The sequence below is a fragment of the Nocardia sp. FBN12 genome (assembly GCF_050320175.1).
Taxonomy (GTDB): domain Bacteria; phylum Actinomycetota; class Actinomycetes; order Mycobacteriales; family Mycobacteriaceae; genus Nocardia.
Genome location: NZ_CP190048.1, coordinates 6320510 through 6341944 on the forward strand (window position 1 = coordinate 6320510; position 21435 = coordinate 6341944).

The 21435-nt window shown below is 67.4% G+C and carries 19 protein-coding genes; 10 read left to right on the plus strand and 9 right to left on the minus strand.

What is annotated here, in order from left to right; genetic code table 11:
- Positions 1-7: 7 nt before the first annotated feature.
- The 3 genes from ACQHI0_RS29770 to ACQHI0_RS29780 all read left to right on the plus strand — a co-directional run bounded on the left by ACQHI0_RS29770 (position 8) and on the right by ACQHI0_RS29780 (position 1641).
- On the plus strand, positions 8-889 hold the full coding sequence (locus ACQHI0_RS29770) for a bile acid:sodium symporter family protein (RefSeq protein WP_427905065.1): 882 nt from the start codon (positions 8-10) through the stop codon (positions 887-889).
- A 129-nt stretch (positions 890-1018) separates the two neighbouring features.
- Positions 1019-1270, plus strand: a complete 252-nt coding sequence (locus ACQHI0_RS29775; protein ID WP_427905066.1) for a type II toxin-antitoxin system Phd/YefM family antitoxin — start codon at positions 1019-1021, stop codon at positions 1268-1270.
- Complete coding sequence (locus ACQHI0_RS29780; protein ID WP_427905067.1) at positions 1267-1641, plus strand: type II toxin-antitoxin system VapC family toxin; 375 nt, start codon at positions 1267-1269, stop codon at positions 1639-1641. The genes ACQHI0_RS29775 and ACQHI0_RS29780 overlap by 4 nt, the downstream gene beginning before the upstream one ends.
- Position 1642: 1 nt before the next feature.
- On the opposite strand, the gene ACQHI0_RS29785 is transcribed toward ACQHI0_RS29780, so the two are convergent.
- The 4 genes from ACQHI0_RS29785 to ACQHI0_RS29800 form a co-directional block, all read right to left on the minus strand.
- Complete coding sequence (locus tag ACQHI0_RS29785; protein ID WP_427905068.1) at positions 1643-2359, minus strand: type 1 glutamine amidotransferase; 717 nt, start codon at positions 2357-2359, stop codon at positions 1643-1645.
- Positions 2360-2429: 70 nt separating this feature from the next.
- Positions 2430-3665 (minus strand): MurT ligase domain-containing protein, encoded by a 1236-nt coding sequence (locus ACQHI0_RS29790; protein WP_427905069.1) that lies wholly within the window; start codon positions 3663-3665, stop codon positions 2430-2432.
- A gap of 119 nt (positions 3666-3784) precedes the next feature.
- Complete coding sequence (locus ACQHI0_RS29795; RefSeq protein ID WP_427905070.1) at positions 3785-5539, minus strand: hydroxysqualene dehydroxylase; 1755 nt, start codon at positions 5537-5539, stop codon at positions 3785-3787.
- A gap of 188 nt (positions 5540-5727) precedes the next feature.
- On the minus strand, positions 5728-6654 hold the full coding sequence (locus ACQHI0_RS29800; protein WP_427905071.1) for an EamA family transporter: 927 nt from the start codon (positions 6652-6654) through the stop codon (positions 5728-5730).
- A 71-nt stretch (positions 6655-6725) separates the two neighbouring features.
- Between ACQHI0_RS29800 and ACQHI0_RS29805 the strand changes: the two genes are divergently transcribed.
- Positions 6726-7628 (plus strand): LysR family transcriptional regulator, encoded by a 903-nt coding sequence (locus tag ACQHI0_RS29805; protein ID WP_427905072.1) that lies wholly within the window; start codon positions 6726-6728, stop codon positions 7626-7628.
- 52 nt (positions 7629-7680) lie between these two features.
- Here the strand turns inward: ACQHI0_RS29805 and ACQHI0_RS29810 are convergent, their stop codons facing one another.
- Together ACQHI0_RS29810 and leuA are read right to left on the minus strand one after the other, a co-directional pair.
- A complete protein-coding gene (locus tag ACQHI0_RS29810; RefSeq protein WP_427909350.1) occupies positions 7681-9183 on the minus strand; it encodes an AAA family ATPase in 1503 nt (500 codons plus the stop codon).
- Between the two features lie 1117 nt (positions 9184-10300).
- Positions 10301-12097, minus strand: coding sequence for a 2-isopropylmalate synthase (gene leuA / locus ACQHI0_RS29815; protein WP_427905073.1), 1797 nt, complete (start codon positions 12095-12097; stop codon positions 10301-10303).
- Between the two features lie 288 nt (positions 12098-12385).
- On the opposite strand from leuA, the gene ACQHI0_RS29820 reads away from it, so the two are divergent.
- The 3 genes from ACQHI0_RS29820 to ACQHI0_RS29830 all read left to right on the plus strand — a co-directional run bounded on the left by ACQHI0_RS29820 (position 12386) and on the right by ACQHI0_RS29830 (position 15948).
- Entirely contained in the window at positions 12386-13153 is a 768-nt protein-coding gene (locus ACQHI0_RS29820; protein WP_427905074.1) for a sulfite exporter TauE/SafE family protein, read from the plus strand.
- Between the two features lie 120 nt (positions 13154-13273).
- Positions 13274-14884: a GMC oxidoreductase gene (locus ACQHI0_RS29825; protein ID WP_427905075.1), complete on the plus strand. Its 1611-nt coding sequence runs from the start codon at positions 13274-13276 to the stop codon at positions 14882-14884.
- Between the two features lie 230 nt (positions 14885-15114).
- The gene (locus tag ACQHI0_RS29830; protein ID WP_427905076.1) at positions 15115-15948 is read left to right on the plus strand and encodes an ion transporter; all 834 of its coding nucleotides are present in this window, start codon (positions 15115-15117) and stop codon (positions 15946-15948) included.
- Here the strand turns inward: ACQHI0_RS29830 and ACQHI0_RS29835 are convergent.
- From ACQHI0_RS29835 to ACQHI0_RS29845, 3 genes are all read right to left on the minus strand, one after another.
- Complete coding sequence (locus ACQHI0_RS29835) at positions 15935-17137, minus strand: low temperature requirement protein A (RefSeq protein WP_427905077.1); 1203 nt, start codon at positions 17135-17137, stop codon at positions 15935-15937. The genes ACQHI0_RS29830 and ACQHI0_RS29835 overlap by 14 nt on opposite strands.
- A gap of 66 nt (positions 17138-17203) precedes the next feature.
- Positions 17204-17662, minus strand: coding sequence for an SRPBCC family protein (locus ACQHI0_RS29840; protein ID WP_427905078.1), 459 nt, complete (start codon positions 17660-17662; stop codon positions 17204-17206).
- Between the two features lie 98 nt (positions 17663-17760).
- Complete coding sequence (locus tag ACQHI0_RS29845) at positions 17761-18333, minus strand: TetR/AcrR family transcriptional regulator (RefSeq protein WP_427905079.1); 573 nt, start codon at positions 18331-18333, stop codon at positions 17761-17763.
- 71 nt (positions 18334-18404) lie between these two features.
- Between ACQHI0_RS29845 and ACQHI0_RS29850 the strand changes: the two genes are divergently transcribed.
- The 3 genes from ACQHI0_RS29850 to ACQHI0_RS29860 all read left to right on the plus strand — a co-directional run bounded on the left by ACQHI0_RS29850 (position 18405) and on the right by ACQHI0_RS29860 (position 21416).
- Positions 18405-18977, plus strand: a complete 573-nt coding sequence (locus ACQHI0_RS29850; RefSeq protein ID WP_427905080.1) for a dihydrofolate reductase family protein — start codon at positions 18405-18407, stop codon at positions 18975-18977.
- Between the two features lie 135 nt (positions 18978-19112).
- Positions 19113-20378: an aspartate kinase gene (locus tag ACQHI0_RS29855; RefSeq protein ID WP_427905081.1), complete on the plus strand. Its 1266-nt coding sequence runs from the start codon at positions 19113-19115 to the stop codon at positions 20376-20378.
- Positions 20379-20381: 3 nt separating this feature from the next.
- Entirely contained in the window at positions 20382-21416 is a 1035-nt protein-coding gene (locus ACQHI0_RS29860) for an aspartate-semialdehyde dehydrogenase (RefSeq protein WP_427905082.1), read from the plus strand.
- The last annotated feature ends 19 nt before the right edge of the window (positions 21417-21435 follow it).

Consider the following 21435-nt stretch of genomic DNA (forward strand, 5'->3'; position numbering starts at 1 on the left):
TGTGGCTATGAACTCTCCACTGGTATCAGTCGGTCTGCCGTTGGCGCTGGCGGTGATCATGTTCGGCCTCGGGCTCTCGCTCACCGGCGCCGACTTCGCCCGCATCGCGAAGACCCCACGCATCGTCGCCATCGCGCTGGCCTGTCAATTGCTGGTGCTACCAGTGGTCGCGTTCGGGCTGGTGCTGCTGTTCGATCTGTCGCCGATCCTGGCGGTCGGCATGATGCTGCTCGCCGCCTCGCCGGGTGGGACCACCGCGAACCTGTTCAGCCACCTGTTCCGGGGTGACGTGGCGCTGAATGTGTCACTCACCGCGGTCAATTCGATCATCGCCGTCGTCACCGTGCCGCTGGTGACGAACTTCGCCATCGGCTACTTCGAGCCGGCCGGCGAGGACGGCTCCGTCGGCTTGCAGCTGAGCAAGGTGATCCAGGTGTTCGCGATCGTGCTGGTTCCGGTCGGTCTCGGCATGCTGGTGCGCCGCTGGTCGGCCGCGTTCGCGGACCGGATGGACAAGCCGGTGCGGATCGGCTCGGCGATCACGCTGCTGCTGGTGATCGTCGGCACCATCGTCAGCGAGCGCGACACGCTGGCCGACTCACTCGCCGACGTCGGCGCCATCACCGTCGTGTTCTGCCTGATCAGCCTGTCGGCCGGCTACTACCTGCCGCGCCTGCTCGGCGTCGCCGACCGCCAGGCCATCGCCTGCTCGTTCGAGGTCGGCATCCACAACAGCACGATCGCCATCACCATCGCGATCAGCGTCCTCGACAGCACCGAGATGGCCATCCCCGCCGCGGTGTACGGCGTGCTGATGTTCCCGCTCGCCGCACTCGTCGGCTGGCTCATCACCCGCCGGCAGGCGGTCGCCGCGGAATCACGCGCGTAGGCATTTCTGCGCGACCTGTGCACCGGAAGTCACGTCACTGCTCTTGGAGGCCGCCGTATCGCCAGGTGATGTCTGGTTGCTATGGACACGCTCCGCCAGTGGGGCTAACTTCTTAGCTAAGGAGGCGTCATGGCAGGTAGCGCGGCGGAACAGTTCAACATTCACGACGCGAAGACGAACCTGTCGCGCATCATCGAGCGGGTGGAGCAGGGGGAGGAAGTCGTGATCAGTCGTGCCGGAACTCCGGTCGCCAAGGTGGTGCCGTTGAGCCGTCGGGTCAATCGCACGGGGCGTGGTTCGCTGCGTGGTCGGGTGGAATTGTCGCCCGAGTGGGATTCGCCGGAGACGAACGCCGAAATCGCCCGCGACTTCGACGCATGAGCCTACTGCTGGATACCTATGTGATCTTGTGGTGGCTGACCGACGACTTGACGCTCGATCCCGAACTTCGAGAGCGGCTCGACCACGATCCTGATGTCTACGTCAGCGCGGCGTCGGTATGGGAGATCGCGATCAAGCAGGCGTCAGGCAAGCTGGCAGGTCCTGCCGACCTACCCGAGCGGGTGGTGGGCGGCGGGTTCCTGCCGCTGGCTATCGATGCACGTCATACGATCGAGGCGGCGCGTCTGCCGATGATCCATCGTGACCCCTTCGGCCGAATTCTGATCGCGCAGGCTCGATGTGAGGACCTGACGTTTGTCACCCGCGACCCGTATTGCCTCCAGTACGAGGTCGATTCGCTGCGCTGCTGACTCAAGCGCGTAGGCGTTCCTTGCGCAGCTGCTCGACCTCGGGGAGGTCGAGCGGTGCGAGGTCGGCGGCGGGGATGCCGAGGGCCATGGCGATGAGCAGGTCGGCCAGTTCGGGGTTGCGGGCCAGTGCGGGGCCGTGCAGGTAGGTGCCGAACACCGAGCCCTGGACTACGCCCTCGGTGCCGTCGCCGACGCCGTTTCCGACACCGCGGGTCACGCGGGCGAGCGGGGCGGCGTCGGATCCCAGAGTTGTTCCGCCCCGGTGGTTTTCGAAGCCGGTGAGGGGTGCTTTCAGCCCAGTGACCAGGGGCGTGGTGGTCACCTCGCCGATGGCGCGCAGCTTTTGGGGCGAGGTGGTGACGTCGAAAAGGCTTACGCCGTCGACCTTTTCGCCCGCCGAGGTCTCGTACCAGTTGCCAAGCACCTGAATGGCGGCGCAGATGGCGAGCACGGGTGTGCCTTTGGCGGCGGCCTGCTGGAGACCGGGGTACTTCTGGAGATGGCGGGTGGCCAGCCGCTGCGCGGAGTCCTCGGCGCCACCGAGGGTGTAGATGTCGAAGGAATCCGGGACGGGATCGGCGAGGGTGATGTCGATGATCTCGGCGTCGTAACCGCGCATCTGCAGGCGTTGCCGCAGGACCAGGGCGTTGCCGCCGTCGCCGTAGGTGCCCATCACGTCGGGCAGGACGAGGCCGATACGAATGGTCGACTCGCTCACACTGTGTCCTCTCGGCATGCTCGGGCGCCCTCCGTGGTTACGCGGGCTGCCTCCTCCGGGCGCTGACCGATCATGCCATGGCCTCCAGATCACGGTTGAGATCGCGGAACGCGGTGTAGTTGGCCAGCACCTCGACGTGTCCGGCGGGGCAGGAGGCGATGGCGCGCACCGGATCCGGGACGAGTGTGTGTTCGACGCCCGCGTAGGTGAGGCGCACGGCGAGGTCGGTGGCGCGCTCGCCCGAGGCGACCACCTGCACGCCCTCGAAGTGCTCGAAGCGCACGTCCCACAGCCAGGACAGGTCCTCGCCGTCGGGCACCTGACCGTTCACCGCGATCACCAGACCGGCCGAGGACGGCTCGATCATCGACAGCGCCTCCTGCCAGCCCGCGGGGTTCTTGGCCAGCAGCAGGCGCGCGTCGTGCTCGCCGACGGTGACGGTGCGGTAGCGGCCCGCGATCTCGCGCACGGTGCCGGTGGCATCGGTCGCCTTCGCGGGCTCGGCCCCCATCGCGACCGCGGCGGCCACAGCCTGCGCCGCATTGCCGCGATTCGCGCGACCAGGCAGTGCGAGGTGCAGCGGGGCGCGGAAACCATCAGGGCCGCACAGGTCTTCGCCTTCGAGCCACCAAACGGGTTGCGGGCGATGGAAATCGGCGCCGGTCGAGCGCCAGTTCTCGCCCTCCCAGACGATCGGCTCGCCGCTGCGCGGACAACTCGTCGCGTCGACGGCCCAGCCGCTGCCCGCCGACACCCACACCACATTCGGGTGGTCGTAGGCGATGGAGGCCACCAGCACGTCGTCACAGTTGGCGATGACGACGGTATCGGGATGACGCGCGAGCCCGGCCCGCAGCTTGCGTTCGATCATGTTGATCTCGCCGACCCGGTCGAGCTGGTCGCGGCTGAGATTGAGCAGCACCACCGCGGCGGGGTCGAGCGCGTCGCTCACGTGCGGCAGGTGCAGCTCGTCGACCTCGATCGCGGCCAGCGTCACATCCTGGTGCAGGCTGAGCGCGGCCACGATGCCCGCGTCCATATTGGCGCCGTCGGCCTGGGTGGCGACATCGCCGAGCGTGCCGAGCGCGGCGGTCGTCATCCGGGTGGTGGTCGATTTGCCGTTGGTGCCGGTGATCAGCACTGTCCGTCGACCGCGCCCGAGCTGCGTCATGATCGACGGATCGATCTTCAACGCGATCAGGCCGCCGATCATCGAACCCTTGCCGCGACCCGCCTTCTGCGAAGCCCACGACGCTGCCGCCGCTGCTCGCAAGGCCAAGCGCCCACGCACCGAGATGTCTGCCACGCCGCGAGTCTATGTTGCGCGGTGTTGCGCGGTGTTACGCGCCGCGTGCGGGCGGGTTTCGCACGGGTGTTACGCGCCCGGTGCGGGACGGGGTGACGCGCGGTTCGGTGGTCGCGGGGTCAGGTGTGGTCGTCGAACAGGTTGGGCAGGCCGCGGGCGTAGCGGTCGGTGTCGAGGGCGCGCAGCGGCTCGAGTTCGGGGGTGCGGCGCAGCCGGAAAACGCGGCAGCGCGGCGCCGAGGAGCCCGCCACATCGAGTAGCGCGTTCACCGCGGCGCGGGCCGACTCGTTCGCGCCCTCCATGGTCGCCAGGTCGATATCGGTGCGCACGTAATCACCGGCGAGGAAAAGGTTCTCGATCGAACCGTGCGGCTCCGGTCTGGCGTCCCACGAGCCCGCGGTATTGATGAGCAGCGGGTCGGCGTTCTCGTTGCGGCTGCCCTGCCAGGTGATTCCCGGATCGAGGAACCAGGAATGCACGTCGGCGGGGCGGAGCAGTTGTTCGCGATCGTTGAGATGGCTGCTCAGCTGCGCCCAGACTTCGCGGAAGATCTCCTCGTGGGTGCATGCGGTGGCGGGCTTGCCGTAGAGCATGCCGGGCGAATTCCAGTCGGAGATGTCGATCGAGAGGCAATCGGCCACCGAACCGTCGCCGAAGGACGGCAGTTTATCGGTCCACCATTGATTCTGGCTGATCGACGTGAGTGACCACGGTGAATCGACATAGGCGGTGTGCCCGCGCGAAATATGCAGCGGCGCACGGAAATAGATCTGAATTCCGTTCATCCAATCGACGAAGAGCCGATCCGTCGCGGCGAGTTCCGGGGCCACGGCGAGCACCTGCGACGACCACAATTTCCTGGCCTGCTCGACGGCAAGCGCCACGACGAAATAGTCGGCGTCGACGGTGCGTGCGCCCGTGGCATCGGTGATTCGGGCGGCTCGGATACGTCGGTCGCGCACGTCGAGTTCGCTGACTCTGGCGCCGAGTTCGAAACGAACGCCGAGGCCACGCAGGTGCTCGACCCACGGGTCGATCCAGGCGGCATTGGTCGTGTTGTTGAGCACGCGGTCGAGACCGCCGTCGTTGCCGAGGCCGAGCGGGTTGCCGAGGAATTGTTCGCCCATGCTGCCGATGGTGCGGGTGCTGGCCAGGCTCGCCTTCGCGGCGACCATGATCGACGTCAGCGACCTGGATACCAGCGCGCGGAACTCGTGCGAGCGCTCGTGCCCGCGGACGAAGTCGTGCCAGGAGGTGTGCTCCCACTGACCGAATCGGCGGGCATCGCAGCTGGTGTTGAACACCATCAGCCGGTTCGCGAAGTACATCGCCTCCGTGGGGGGCATCTTGGACAGCGTGGTGATGGTGGCGGCGAGGGTTTCCCTGATCGCCGCCGGGGTGGCCTGCGCGGCGGTGATGCTGTCGGGCAGGGCGAGGGTGATGTCGTCGGCGTCGCGGCGGGAGAATCTGGCCTCCGGTACCGCGACGAGGTTGTCCCACACGCCGCCGAAATTGCCCCCGAAGGGAATTCGGCGCATCGTGTCCGGCACGTTCTGATAGAAGCCGGGGAAGAATCGGAACCCGTGCTCACCGGGCAGATCGGGCCTGCCGCCGCGACCGGTGCCCGGCACGCCGACGCTACGTGCCTTGCCGCCGAGCGCCCGTGCCTCGTACACGGTGACCTCGAACCCGCGCTCGGCCAATTCGTGCGCGGCGGTGAGCCCGGCGACACCGCCGCCGAGTACCGCCACCCGGCGACCGGGTGGCGCGGCGAATCCCGGCGCGCCCGCTACGGCCCCCGCCGATATCACCCCCGCTGCGACCGTGCCGCGAAGAAGGTTCCTTCGCGAAACGGGCCACCGCTGTTCCGCCATACGCTGTTCAGCTGCCTTGCTCGACTATTGCCTGAGATTTGCTATCACTCTAGAGCGCGGCGAAGACCTGGCTATATCGACCTGTGTGTCGTTCGCGAGCTCGAAACCAACCGGTCGCACGGAAACGCATCGGGCGACCGGTTTCACATGCTAACGAGAGCCCGGGCGATCGTGGGCTGAATTCGGCCTCAGGCTCTGGCCAATTCGGGAGTGGGGGCGGCCGAGGGGGTCTTCCCGATGCCACGGGCGGTGGTCGCCGCGAAAGCGCCCGCGATCACGATCGCCCCGCCGATCAGCGCGGCAGGCGAGGGTTGTTCGTCGAGGACCGCCCAGGCCGCGGCGATGCCGACCACCGGCACGAGCAGCGACAACGGCGCCACCGTGCCCGCGGGGTACCGGCTCATCAGATAGGTCCACAACCCGGATCCACAGACTGTCGCGAGGATCGCGATGTAGGCCAGGGCGGCGAGTGCGGGCAGTCCGTCGGCGGAGAAGGCGGTGCCGATCGCGCGGAAGCCTGTTCCAGGCCCCTCGACAGCCATCGACAGCACCAGCATCGGCACTACGGGCACTACCGACATCCACAGCGTCAGATGCATCGGGTTGTAGCCGGGGGAGTCGGTGCCCGCCTGCCGGGCGCCGATATTGCCGAACGCCCAGCCGAGGCCGCCCGCCAGCGTCAGCAGGACCGGGAGCAGGGTGGCGTGCGCCAGCCGGTCGGCGCCGATGATCACCATCCCGAGCACCGCGACCGCGAGGCCGGCGATCTGCACCGGCCGCAACCGCTCGCGCAGCAGCACCGCGCCGAGCACCACCGTGAACGGGGCGGACGACTGCAGCACCAGCGAGGCGAGGCCGGTCGGCATGCCGGTGCGCATCGCCGTGAACAGGAACGCGAACTGCAGGATGCCGAAGCCGGTGCCGTAGAGCAACAGCCAGCGGGTTTTCACGGCGGGGCGCGGGATGAAAAGCAGCACCGGGATCGCGATGACGGCGAAGCGCAGTGCGACGAAGAAGAAGGGCGGGAAGTGGTCGAGGCCGATGCGAATGGCCAGGAAGTTCAGGCCCCAGAGCACGACGACGGTCAGGCCGAGCAGGCGGTCACGGGAGGTCACGCCCTTATCGTGCGGGTCGCTAAAGATCAGGACAATCGAATAAATATTGATGGATAACGTAGTTTTACTTCATGTTCTCGATCGAGCGATTGCGGATTCTGCGCGAGCTGGCCGACCGCGGCACGGTCGCCGCCGTGGCCGAGGTCCTGTCGATGACGCCGTCTGCGGTCTCGCAGCAGTTGAAGGTGCTGGCCAGGGAGGCCGGGGTCGCACTGCTGGAACCGGACGGGCGACGGGTGCGGCTCACCGACGCGGGGCAGGCGCTGGTGCTGCGGGCCGACGATGTGCTCGCCGCGATGGAACGGGCCACAGCCGAGATGGCCCACTATCGCGGTTCACCGCGCGGGCAGGTGCGGGTGGCGTCGTTCCCGTCCGGTGCCGCGCTGCTGCTGCCGCCGGTGCTGGCCAGATTGGCGGGTAGTGGGGTCGAGCTGGTCGCCGGTGATGAGGATCTGCCGCCGAGTGAGGCGTCGAAACTGCTGGCCGACTACGACATCGTGCTCACCCATCGCGACGAACGCGCACCGTCGCTGTCCGGGCCGCGGTTGTCGGCGCGGGTGCTGATGCGGGAGCCGATCGATGTTGTTGTCGCGCCGGATCATCCACTGGCGGGGCGTCCTTCGGTGCGGCCGGAGGAACTCGCCGAGGAGAGCTGGGTGAGTGTGCGCGGTGGGTTCCCGGTCGACGATGTGCTCGAGTCCATCGCCACCGTCACCGGGGTGCGGCCACGGATCGCGCAGCGGCTCAACGAGTTCCGGGTGATCGAAACGCTGGTGGTGTCCGGCTACGGCGTGGCGTTGATGCCGCGCTACGCCGTCGCCCACCCCGACCTGTCGGTCCTACCGCTGGCCGGGGTCCGCGCGGCGCGGGTCTACGAGATCATCACCCGACCTCAGGCGCACCGCAGCCCCGCCATCGCCACGGTGCTCGATGCCTTCGAGGCCGCGGCGCGGGCGGTGACTGACCCGCACTGATCTCGGCACTCCGGTGTGAGATCAGTGCGGTGACAACCGCATTCGGCCTACGTCAGAACTGGCCCGGCTGCTGGTACTGCTGCCCCGGGTAGGGCTGGCCGGGCTGGTACTGCTGCTGCTGTGGCTGCTGACCGTGGTAGCTGAAGTCGTCGGCGACCATGGCGGCCAGTTCGAGCAGCGCCCGCCTGGTCGGCTTGCTGACCAGTTCGAGGTCGATCTCGGCGCCCTCGGCCAGGTGATCGTCGAACGGGACGATCTGCACGGCGCGGGTGCGGTCGAGGAACAACTTGCGCAGCTGGTCCAGGTCGACCGTGGACGCGCCACGGCGAGAAGCGTTCACGACGACCACGGTGCGTTCGACCAGCTTGCTGTAGCCGTGGTGGTCGAGCCAGTCCAGCGTCGCCGAGGCACTGCGCGCGCCGTCGATCGCGGGAGAGGTGACCAGCACCAGCGAGCTCGCCATATCCAGCACGCCCGACATCGCCGAGTGCATCAGTCCGGTGCCGCAGTCGGTGAGGATGATGTTGTAGAACGACTGCAGGATGCCGATGGCCTTGCGGTAGTCGGCCTCGCTGAAGGCCTCCGACACGGCCGGATCCTGTTCGGAGGCAAGCACTTCCAGACGGCTCGGGGCCTGCGAGGTGTGTGCGCGGACGTCCGAGTAGCGGGTGATCTGCTGGTCTTCGAGCAGGTTGCGCACCGTCGAGCGGGTCTGGCGCGGCACCCGGTGGGCGAGTGTGCCCAGGTCGGGGTTGGCGTCGATGGCGATGACGCGGTCACCGCGCTGGGAAGCGAACGTGGAACCGAGGCCGACCGTGGTGGTGGTCTTGCCGACGCCGCCCTTGAGCGAGAGGATCGCGATCCGGTAATCGCCGCGCACAGGCTGGTTGACCCGCTCGCCGAGATCGCGGTAGACGACATCGGCCGCGGACTCACCCGGGTTGATCACACCGCCGGACACCTTGTGCACAGCCTTGCGCCACCCGCTGCGCGGCGACTTCCGCGCGCGCTTGAGCAGGTTCAGATCGTTCACCGAATGACCGGGCTGGCCCGGAACCTGCATGTGCTGCGGCTGGAATGGTTGCTGCTGCTGTGGGGCCGGGCCGCCTCCCCACTGCTGACCAGGTGGCGGACCCGCCGGACCCGGCTGGCCGAGCTGGCCGGGGAACTGCCCCGGCTGACCGGGGAACTGACCCTGGTCGGGCTGCTGGCCGGTGAACTGGCTCGGCTGTTCAGGCTGCTGGCCGGGCATCCCGCCCGGCATCGGCTGCTGGTACATCGGCGGAGGGGGCGGTGCCCAGCTGTAGATGGGCTCGGACTGCGGGCCCTGCTCCTGCGCGGGGAACTGCTGCTGTTCGGGACCGGGGTACGGCTGACCGTCGGCGCCCGGATACTGCCCCTCGGCACCGGGATACTGCGGTGGAATGCCGGGATGCGGCTGCTCGCCGGTCGCGTGCGGGCCGGGGTAGGGCTGTTCGGCGCCCGGCTGACCCGGCAGCCACGGCTGCTCGCCCGGCTGACCCGGCCACGGCTGCTGCTCGGGGCCGTTCACCATCGGCTGGCCGCCATTGCTCTGGTACGGATCAGGCACCGAGTACGGGGCGCCCTGCGCGAACTGTCCCGGCGGCGCGAAACCGGCGGGCTGGTACACGGTCTGGTCGGCGAGTCCGGCCTGGCCTGGCTCGGCGACGGGCTGCTCACCGGTCGACGGATCGACGGCTTCGCCGGTCGGCTCGGCGCCGGCGTCGGCGGGCTCGATGTCGTCTTCGGTCGCGGTCTGCACACCGGAGGGACCGGACGCAGCTTCGGACGCGTCAGCCGACGGACTCTGCAGCCACGGCGGCGAGGTCGGATTATGGTCGTTGTTGGTCACAGTTCCCCCACTTGCTCGCTGAACGAGCAGGAAAGCTCGGCGCTGAATATGCCCTAAAACGCTAACACGGGGCCGAAATTCGCGCGTCGGGGGCGGGTGGCTCACTGATGCGGGCGCGAGCTGAATGCGTGCAGCTCAACCGGCATATCCGGTGTCGCGTCGGCGGGTGGAGACGTAGTTATCCACAGGGTTGGGAAACTATCCACAGATCAGGGCTGGGGGTTTTATGGGCTCAGGAGAGTGGTGGCAGAGCTCGGGGTTTGAGTGGTCCTGGAGGCGCTGGCTGTGTTTGTTGGAGCGCTGGCGCGCTCGAGTCGCGGCCCCTAGGGGCCGCCGGTTAGCCACCGGGGCTTGCTCCTTCGTCGCCTACGCCCCGGCGGCTAACCGGCGACCCGGCCGCGACCGGCCACTTCGTGGCCGTCCCTCCCTAGGGGTCGGGAGTGCGGTGGTTGGGTTGGGTGGGTTGTGGAAGACGGGGACAGGCTGGGTGTGCGGCGGTGTGACCGGTTGTGCGGTCATGGTGGGCGCAGGGTGTGCGGTATGGCTGGTGGTGCGGGAGGGCTGCGGAGCCCTGGGTGCGGCGGTGTGACCGGTCGTGTGGTCATGGTGGGCGCAGGGTGTGCGGTGTGGCTGGTGGTGCGGGAGGGCTGCGGAGCCCTGGGTGTGCGGTGTGGCTGGTGGTGCGATCATGGCGGGCCCAGGGGGTGCGGTGTGGCTGGTGGTGCGGGAGGGCTGCGGAGCTGGGGGTACCGGGGGCCGGGTTCGCGGGGGCGCGGACCCGGCCTACCGGCGGGTGGATCTACTGCGCGGCGCGGTTTACCGCCGAGACGACTGCGCGCAGGGAGGCGGTGGTGATCGAGGTGGCGATGCCTACGCCCCAGACGACCTTGTCGCCGATGGCTACCTCGACGTAGGCCGCGGCCTGGGCGTCGTCGCCCGCGGACATGGCGTGCTCGCTGTAGTCGAGGACTCGTACGTCGAAGCCGACCGTCGCGATCGCGTCTACGAACGCGGCCAGCGGGCCGTTGCCGGAGCCGCTGATCTCCTGCTCGGCGCCCTCGACCTTCACGGTCGCGACGATCGAGTCGACGCCGCCGTCGGTCTCGGCGGCGGTGACCTTCTGCTTGATGCGCTCGAGCGGCAGGATCGGGTTCAGGTACTCGGTGGCGAAGACGTCCCACATCTCCTTGGGGGTCACCTCGCCGCCTTCACCGTCGGTGATCGACTGGATGGCCTGGGAGAACTCGATCTGCAGGCGGCGCGGGAGCACCAGGCCGTGATCGGTCTTCATGATGTAGGCCACGCCGCCCTTGCCGGACTGCGAGTTCACCCGGATCACGGCCTCGTAGGTGCGGCCGACGTCCTTCGGGTCGATCGGCAGGTACGGGACCTCCCAGACGATGTCGGACACGTCGGCGTCCTGCGCGTCGGCGGTGGCCTTCATCGCGTCGAGGCCCTTGTTGATGGCGTCCTGGTGGCTGCCGGAGAACGCGGTGTAGACCAGGTCGCCGCCGTAGGGGTGACGCTCGGCGACGGCCAGCTGGTTGCAGTACTCCACCGTGCGACGGACCTCGTCGATATCGGAGAAGTTGATCTGCGGGTCGATGCCGCGCGAGAACATGTTCATGCCGAGGGTCACCAGGCAGACGTTGCCGGTGCGCTCACCGTTGCCGAACAGGCAGCCTTCGATGCGGTCGGCGCCTGCCTGGTAGCCCAGTTCGGCGGCCGCTACGGCGGTGCCACGGTCGTTGTGCGGGTGCAGCGACAGCACGATGGAGTCGCGGCGGGCCAGGTTGCGGTGCATCCACTCGATCGAGTCGGCGTACACGTTCGGCGTGGCCATCTCGACGGTCGCGGGCAGGTTGATGATCAGCGGCTTGGCCGGGGTCGGCGCGATGATCGCCGAGACCGCGTCGCAGACCTCACGGGCGTAGTCGAGTTCGGTGCCGGTGTAGGACTCCGGGCTGTACTCGTAGCGCCACTCGGTATCGGGGTAGCGCTTCTCGATCTCCAGGCACAGCGACGCAGCGTCGGTGGCGATCTTCTTCACCGCGTCGCGATCGGCGCGGAAGACCACGCGGCGCTGCAGGATCGAGGTGGAGTTGTAGAAGTGCACGATCACGTTCGGTGCGCCCGCGCAGGCTTCGAAGGTGCGCTCGATCAGCTCGGGGCGGCACTGGGTGAGCACCTGGATGGTGACGTCGGCGGGGACGGCGCCGTCTTCGATGATCTCGCGAACGAAATCGAAGTCGGTCTGGCTCGCGGCCGGGAAACCGACCTCGATCTCCTTGTAGCCCATTCGCACCAGCAGGTCGAACATGCGGCGCTTGCGGGCCGGGCTCATCGGGTCGATGAGGGCCTGGTTGCCGTCGCGCAGGTCGACGGCACACCACGCGGGGGCGCGATCGATGATCTTGTCCGGCCAGGTGCGGTCGGGCACCGTGACGGGCTCGACCTCTTCGGCGAAGGGGCGATACCGGAACGACGGCATCGAGGAGTTCTTCTGGGTGTTCCAGGCGGGCTGGTCGGCCGGTGCGGGTTTGCCGGGGGCCGAAATGGTGCGCGAAGCGGATACGAATGCGTCAGCCGAGGACATGCAAGTTTCTCCGTGGGTGTGATGGATTCCCGTGAATGGGAGCGGGTCGACCGGCGCGTTGGAACCCCGCGACGGGAGCCGGTCCGTATCAGGACCCGTCGCGGCGGCCGAGAAGAAGAACCCGCTGCAGCATGATCCTCCGAGCTTACCGCGTGCCCACCCTTGCTTGTAAGCGGCCTGGAGAATCAACCTCGCCGAATTCGCTCACCGGTTGACCAGTACGGTTTCTCCCATAACGCACGCTTGTACGGACCTGCGCGTCCGACGAGACGTACCAAAGGAATTCGAATGACTTGGTTACAACAGGTGGCCATCTTCGCCGCGGGTATCGCGGCGGGTGGCATCAATACGATCGTCGGATCGGGCACGCTGATCACCTTTCCCACGCTGCTCGCGTTCGGGTTGCCACCGGTGACAGCGAATGTGTCGAACACGATCGGGCTCGTCCCCGGCTCGGTGAGCGGGGTGATCGGGTATCGGCGGGAACTGCGAGGGCAGCGGTCGCGACTGCTGCAGCTTGGCACCGCGTCGCTGCTCGGCGGCATAACTGGCGCCATCCTGCTGCTGACGATGCCGGCGGCGGCGTTCAAGGCGATCGTGCCCGTCCTCATCATCGTGGCGCTGATCCTCGTCGTCGTGCAGCCGCGACTGGCCGCGTGGGTGAAGCAGCGCAGGGCCGACGGTGACTCCGCGGCTCCCGAACACGGCGGCCCGATCCTGCTGGTCGCCGTGTTCGGGACCGGCATCTACGGCGGCTACTTCGGGGCGGCGCAGGGTGTGCTGCTGATCGGTCTGCTCGGGGTGTTCGTGCACGAGGACATCCAGCGCCTCAACGGTGTGAAGAACGTCCTCGCCCTGATCGTGAACGGGGTGTCGGCGGCGATCTTCATCGCGATCGCCGAGGTGGACTGGCAGGTGGTCGCGTTGATCGCGGTCGGCTCGATCATCGGTGGGCAGCTTGGCGCGAAGGTGGGCCGGAAGTTGCCACCGAATGTGCTGCGCGCGGTGATCGTCGTGGTCGGCACGATCGCGGTGGTCAACCTGCTCACCAGCTGAGTTCCCGCCCAGCACCACCCGTGCGTCGTGACTTGCGACAAATGTGGGTACTACCGGGCGATTCGTCGTGTTTGCGGGGTATTCTTCGCGTCGGCCATGCGTGATGAGGGAGGTGGCCTGGTGCACAGACGTGCCTTTTTCAAGGCGGCGGGGCTGGCGGCTGTTGCCGGTGCCGTGGGAACGACGTTGGCGAGCGCGCCCGCTTGGGCGGACCCGCGCGAGGCGATGTTCCAGTCCTGGGTGCCGGAGATCTTCGCGCCGATCCCGGACGCGCCCGCGCACACGCAGGCCATCGTCATCGGATCCGGCTTCGGCGCCGCGGTGACCGCGCTGCGCCTGGCCGAGGCCGGCATCACCAATACCGTGCTCGAGCGGGGTTCGCGCTGGCCGAACGATCCGTGGCGGGAGATCTTCACCGGCGACGATCTGCCCGACGGCCGCGGATTCTGGCACCGCACGAGCTTCACCGGTGTCACCAAGGTGCCGATGAGCTTCAGCGCGTTCGGCGGGGTGCTGGATGTGACCGAGTATTCCGGTATCGATGTGTGGCGGGCCGCCGCGGTCGGTGGCGGCTCGGTGATCTTCACCGGCGCGATGGTGGCGCCGGAACGCAGACTGTTCGACCAGGTCTTCGGCGGTGTCGTCGACTTCGGCGAGCTGGAACGCGTCTACTACCCGCGGGTGCGCCAGATGCTGCGCCTCGACACGATGCCCGCCGATATCTACCAGTCCTCCCCGTTCGCGCACTCGCGCGCCTGGGACGACCAGGTGCGCGCGGCCGGCTACCAGCCGCTGCCCAACGACTCGATCTTCACCTGGGACGTACTGCGCAGCGAGCTCGCCGGAACCTCGCGCGCCTCGGCCACCACGGCCCGCTCGAACCTCGGCAACTCCAACGGCGCCAAGTTCGACCTCAACCAGAACTACCTGCGCTACGCCCGCGAGACCGGCAAGTCCCAGGTCTACCCAGGCCACCGGGTCGACGCCATCGCCCAGGACGCGAGCGGCAAGTTCGTGGTCGCCGTGTCGAAGCTGGCACCGACCGGCCAGGTACTGAGCACCCGCAACCTGACCTGCGACAAGCTGTTCCTCGGCGCCGGTTCCGTCGGTACCTCGGAGCTGCTGGTCCGCGCGCAGGCCACCGGCACGCTGCCCAACCTCAACGAGCACATCGGCGACGGCTTCGGCACCAACGGCGATGTGGTCCTGGCCCGCGGCGCGAGCAATATCGCAGGACACGGCCAAGGCGTGCCGAGTGCCAGCCGGATCTACGACGAATCCAGCGTCCCGCTGACCCTGGAGAACTGGTACATCCCCGGCATCCCGTTCGAGACCGGCGCGCTCGCCTCGCTCGGCATGGTCCTCGACCCGACCCGCGCCCGCTTCGGCTATCACGCGGCGACGGGCGGTGTCGGCCTCAACTGGTCGGCGGGCACACAGCACGCGGTCGCCGGTGCGGCCCGCGCGGTCGACCACCGGATCGCCGAACGCGCGGGCGCGGTGGCCGAATACGGTGCGCTCGGCTACGACGCCAACGCCCAGTTCACCGCGCACCCGCTCGGTGGCGCGGTGCTCGGCAAGGCCACCGATGCCTTCGGCCGTGTCCACGGACACCCCGGCCTCTACGTGATGGACGGTGCCGCGATCCCCGGCAGCACCGCGACGGTCAATCCGTCGCTGACCATCACCGCACTCGCGGAACGCAATATCGAAGCCGTCCTGCGCGGCTGAACACGCCCTCGACCGGCGTCCGCAACTCCACTCGCGGCACCGGTCGACCAATTAGCGTGGGAAAGATTGAAGGCCGACCCCACAGCCGACCTCGCGGAGGCCGTTCGGGGCCGCCCCTCGATTCAGCACTCGAAGCGCATGCGCCGCAGGCGCGAGTCTCGAGTGCTGAATCGAGGGGTGACGAGGCCCCGAACACGCGGCGCCAGCCGCCGAAGATACAGGAGCAATCAGTGGCTTCACCGGGGATCGAACGGGTCGAGGCCCTGCCGGACGTGCGCTCGAAAACGCCCACGCTGCGCACCGACATCTTCATGCTGATCCTCGCCATCATCTCGGTGGTGCTGGTCGTGTGGATCACGTTCTTCCAGGTCAGCGAGCCGACTTATCACGCGATCGTCATCGTCGACACCTCGATCTGCGCGATCTTCGCCGTCGAATTCCTGTGGCGGTGGCGTCGGGCGGGCTGGCCGTGGTCGTTCCCGTTCATCTACTGGTACGAGGTCCTCGGCATGATCCCGGTGACCAGCCCGCTGTTCCGCGGGTTCCGGTTGCTGCGGATCGTGGTGATCTTGATCCGGCTCGGCCGGGTCGCCGACCGGGCGCTGGGGGAGCGGGTCACCGCGACGATCGTCAACCGGTTCGTCGGCACGATCGTCGACGTCATCAAGCGCCCGATGACGATCGCCATCCTCGACGAGGTCTCCAAAGTGCTGCGCGCCGGCCACTACACCCAGAACATCGCCGCCGCGCTCGAGGAGAACCACGCCGAGGTCGACCAGCTGATCATGGACCTGATCAAGAACGATCCGCAGACCGGCAAACTGCGCTACGTCCCGTTCCACGACGACATCATCCGGCTCGTCGCCGACACGGTCTACCGCATGCTGCGCCAGTTGCTCGACGATCCGCGCACCGACGAACTCGTCGCCGACATGCTGCGCGAGAACCTCGACCAGATCAACGACGCCGTGCGCGCCGGGGTCAAGGTTCCGCCCTCACACCGTGGGGCGACGCCCGCCGAGCACGGCGTGCGCCACCACCTCGGTCAGATCAAGCGTGCCTGATCTGGTCGCGCGGCTGGGCGAATCGCACGGTCTCGAAGATCACCAGCACGGCAAGTAGCGCGCACAGCACGGTGAGTGAGGCGAGCGCGGGCAGGTGCGCGGCGAACGGGATGAGCGCGAACAGCAGCGCGGCCATCACCAGGCGCTCGGCCGACAGTGACTTGGTCGCATAGTATTTCGCGAACGTGATGCCGAGCAGGAACAGCGCCGGGCCGCCGTAGAGCGCGCCGAGCGGGATCCCGTACAGCGGGTCGGTGAGCGTGTGATGCGACGAATCGCCGACGTAGTACAGCACCTTCTTCAACCCGAGCGAGAGCCCGATGATGCCGACGATCATCGGGAAATGCCCGTACATATAGGTGTTCTGGGCGATCTTGATCTGCCGTGCGTCTTTGGCACGGGCGAAGGCGTGCTCGATCGAGATCGCGGCGACATCGAAGTACAGCCACCACAGCAGGCCCGAGATGGCCAAGCCCAGCATCGAACCGAGCGCGATCGGCCAGGAGATGGGCAGCCCGGCCACCCCGATGCCGATCGAGACGATGGATTCGCCCAGCGCCACGATGATGATGAGCCCGTAGCGTTCGGCGTAGTGCTTGGCCGAGTTGAGCCGCCAGTCCGTGCCCGCCGCCCAGGTCCACACCATGTCGCCGACAATGGCGGCGAGCCACAACAGGATCTGGGTGAGACCGGTCGTCATCGCGGCGACGACCAGCAGCGCGGTGCCGACAGTGATCGAGCCGAGCGCCCAGCGCAGCAGCTGCCCGCGCAGCTGCGCGTCGCCGGCGCTGATCGTCCAGAACACCGTGACATGAACCAGTCGCACGATCAGGTAGGCCACCGCGAAGACCAGCGGACCGAACCACCCGCCGGCCAGATCGTCGAACGCTTCCGGAATGGTGAGCGCGGCCAGGAACGCACCGCCCATCGCGACGAACATCGCGACCCGCGTGATGCCCTCGTCGGCCCGCACCACATTGCCCAGCCACGAATACGCGATCCAGAGCCACCACATCAGGGCAAGGACCAGGGTCGCCCGCAGCATGTTCGCCGCGGTCGTCTGGTCGGCGGCCAGTGCGGTGACCATCGTGAACGCGAAGACGATCACCAGGTCGAAGAACAATTCGAGCTGGGTCACCGAGTTCTCCTCGGTGACGGGCTGGAACCGGACCCGTCGATTTCCGATCATGCGGTCAATCGTCGCACTGCCAGCCGCGATTCGCGCGCGGCGACGACGTTTTCGCGGACGGCGCGACTAGCCGACCGCGTAGCCCCCGATCTCGGGGTACCGCTCGGCGAAGTCGATGAAATTCGCGACCGTCTCGTCGTGCAGCTTGCGCAGGCTTCGGTTGAACAGGATGCCCGGAATGGGCAGTGGTAGGGAGAGCTCCACGTGGTAGTCGACCTCGGTGCCCTCTGGCGTGGCGAGCAGCTCGATCCAGCCGCCGCCCTTGGAACCGCGGCTGCTGTCGACGACCCGCCACTCCGAGCGGTACTGCTCCCAGGAGTATTCGAGCACCTGGGCGTCGGAGTTGCCCATGAAGTGGGCGGTGGCGAAGACTCGGCGCGGCCTGCCGTCGGCATCGCGCGGCCCGACCCGGACATCACTGAGCGAGGTCGACCACTCCGACATCAGGTCGACGGCCAGTAGTGCGTCCATCACTTGGTCGATCTCGGCGTCAACGGTGAATCGGATGTCGATCTTCGAGCGCATCTTTGTCTATCCTCCGAACCCCCGCAGCTTTCGCGCCCGATTGTGCACAGTCGTACTAGTGATCGTCAACACGTCTATGGTCTGGACATATGACCGGGTCAGCTGCATATCACACGCTCTACGGCCGTTTCGATCAGTGCCACGCGCTGTTGCTCGGTGAAGATCTCGGGCAGCGTGAGGTGTTCGACGATGAGCCAGTTGAGCGCCAGATAGAGCAGTAGTACCGACTCCGCGTCGCCCGGCAGGCCGGATGCCAGATGGTTGCGCACGTTGAAATCGATGTCGGCGCGGACGCGGTCGGTGAGCACCTTGCGCAGTTCGGGACGGCGGGTGGCCTCGAGGCGGAGTTCCAGCAGCGCGAGATAGGCCTTGCGATGCGATTCGATGCGCCCGACCACCTCCTTCATCAGCGCGGTGATGTTCGCGATGTCCTTCGGGCCATCGCTGACCAGGGCCATCGTCTCCTCGCTCGGCTGGACCACCTCGTAGAAGCGGACGCCGGCCTGGGTGAGCAGTTCGTCGCGATTGGCGAAGTAGTTCGACGCCGTGCCCGCGGGGACGCCCGCCTGTTTGTCCACCGCGCGGAAGGTGAGGCCGCGGGCGCCCTCGTCGGCGAGGACGTCGATGGCCGCGTCGAGCAGGGCCTGCCGTCGTTCGGGGTTGGTTCGCACTTGACACCACTCCATCTGTAGTACTACGTTGAAACCACTTCAAGCAGAGTACAACAACTGAGGCGGTACCCATGCGAAAGCTTGTCTACTACATCGGCGTCTCCCTCGACGGCTACATCGCGGGCTCCGGCGGCGAGGTCGACTTCTATCCGACACCGCAGAACTATGTGGAGTGGATGATGGCCGAGTTTCCCGACGCCATCCCGACCCACCTGCGTGCGCACTTCGGGATGGACCCTGATCTGCCCGCCAAGAACTGGGACACCGTGCTGATGGGCCGCGGCACCTACGTGCTGCCGGATGAGCACGTCGAGAGCCCGTTCTCGCACCTGAAGCAGTACGTCGTCTCGTCCACGCTCGACCAGGCCGACCATCCCGCGGTCGAGATCGTCGCCGGTGATCCCCGCGAGCTGGTCCGCGAGCTCAAGCAGCGCGAGGGTGGCGACATCTGGCTGTGTGGCGGCGGGCAGCTGGCCGGGCAGCTGCTCGACGAGATCGACGCGATGATCATCAAGAGCTATCCGATCGTCGCGGGCGACGGTGTCCCCGTTTTCACCGGCGTCTTCAAACCGACACAGTTCGCTCCGGTGCGGCGCAAGGAATTCGACAACGGCACGCAGGTCACCTGGTTCGATCGAGTGTGAATCCCGTGGTCATCCACAGGTGACAAGCCTGTGTCGTTTTCCACAGCCAGGGCAGGTAGCAGCAAAACCGGTGGCCCGCGCCCGGTACTCTTGGTCGCTGATACCAACCTGACACTCGATCGTGAAGGACCTGCTGTGGCTCTCGTAGTTCAGAAGTACGGAGGATCCTCGGTGGCTACCGCCGAGCGGATCCGGCGCGTCGCTGAACGGATCGTGGAGACCAAGAAGCAGGGGCACGACGTAGTAGTCGTGTGCTCGGCCATGGGTGACACGACCGACGAGTTGCTCGATCTCGCGGAGCAGGTGGCCCCCGCGCCGCCTGCTCGCGAGATGGACATGCTGCTCACCTCGGGCGAGCGCATCTCGAATGCCTTGGTGGCCATGGCTATTCATACGCTCGGCGCCGAGGCCCGCTCGTTCACCGGTTCGCAGGCCGGCGTGATCACCACCGGCGCGCACGGCAACGCCAAGATCATCGACGTGACCCCGGGCCGGTTGCAGGAGGCTCTCGACGAGGGCCAGATCGTGCTGGTGGCCGGCTTCCAGGGCGTGAGCCAGGACAGCAAGGACGTCACCACGCTGGGCCGCGGCGGGTCCGACACCACCGCCGTCGCGCTGGCCGCGGCGTTGAAAGCCGACGTCTGCGAGATCTACACCGACGTCGACGGCATCTTCTCCGCCGACCCGCGCATCGTCGCGGACGCCCAGAAGCTCGACAAGATCTCCTACGAGGAGATGCTCGAGATGGCGGCCTGCGGGTCGAAGGTGCTCATGCTGCGCTGCGTCGAGTACGCGCGCCGCTACAACGTTCCCGTTCATGTTCGGTCGTCCTACACCGACAAGATCGGCACCACTGTTTTCGGATCGATGGAGGACATTCCCGTGGAGCAGGCAATCCTGACCGGCGTCGCACACGACCGCAGCGAAGCCAAGGTGACCGTCGTGGCGCTGCCCGACGAGCCGGGCTACGCGGCCAAGGTGTTCCGCGCGGTCGCCGACGCCGAGATCAACATCGACATGGTGCTGCAGAACATCTCCAAGGTCGACACGGGCAAGACCGACATCACCTTCACCTGCCCCAAGACCGACCTGGTCCGCGCGGTGCAGAAGCTCACCGAGCGGCAGGCCGAGATCGGCTTCGCCGAGATCCTCTCCGACGACCACATCGGTAAGGTCTCGCTGGTCGGTGCCGGCATGAAGTCGCATCCGGGCGTCACCGCCACCTTCTGTGAGGCGCTGGCCAACGCGGGCGTGAACATCGACCTCATCTCCACCTCGGAGATCCGCATTTCGGTGCTGGTCCGGGATACGGAACTGGATGAGGCGGTCCAGGTGTTGCACAAGGCATTCGATCTCGGCGGCGAAGAGGCCGCCGTCGTCCACGGCGGAACGGGGCGTTAGGCAATGGGTGTACGTGTAGGTGTCGTCGGTGCGACCGGTCAGGTCGGCACCGTCATGCGCAAACTGCTCGAAGAGCGCAACTTCCCGGCCGACGAGGTGCGGTTCTTCGCGTCCGCGCGGTCCGCGGGCAAGACGCTGCCGTGGCGCGGGGGCGAGATCGTTGTCGAGGACACCGAGACCGCCGATCCCTCGGGTCTCGACATCGCGCTGTTCTCGGCCGGTGCCACCATGTCTCGCGTGCAGGCCCCGCGTTTCGCCGCGGCCGGCGTCACTGTGATCGACAATTCCTCGGCCTGGCGCAAGGATCCCGATGTGCCGCTGGTCGTCTCGGAGGTCAACCCCGAGGCCACCCGCAACCTGCCCAAGGGCATCATCGCGAACCCGAACTGCACCACGATGGCCGCGATGCCGGTGCTCAAGCCGCTGCATGATGTGGCCGGTTTGCAGCGTCTGATCGTGTCGTCGTACCAGGCTGTTTCCGGGTCCGGGCTCGCCGGTGTGGAGGAGCTCGCCTCGCAGATCCGCGCGGTGTCCGCCGATGCGGAGCAGCTGGTGCACGACGGTTCGGCCGCTGAGTTCCCCGCGCCGAACAACTATGTCGCGCCGATCGCGTTCAACGTGATCCCGCTGGCCGGCGCGCTGGTCGACGACGGTTCGTTCGAGACCGACGAGGATCAGAAGCTGCGCAATGAGAGTCGCAAGATCCTCGGGCTGCCCGATCTGCTGGTGAGCGGCACCTGCGTGCGGGTTCCGGTCTTCACCGGGCACTCGCTGTCGATCAATGCCGAGTTCGCCGAACCGATTTCGGTGCTGCAGGCCAAGGAACTGCTGGCCAAGGCGTCGGGCGTGCGGCTGGTCGACGTGCCGACCCCGCTGGCCGCCGCAGGCCAGGACGACTCCCTCGTCGGGCGCATCCGCCAGGATCCGGGCGTGCCGAGCGGTCGCGGTCTCGCGCTGTTCATCTCGGGCGACAACCTGCGAAAGGGCGCCGCGCTCAACACGATTCAGATCGCGGAAGTTCTGCTCGAGAACCGCTGAAGCTCGTAGTCGAGGCCGG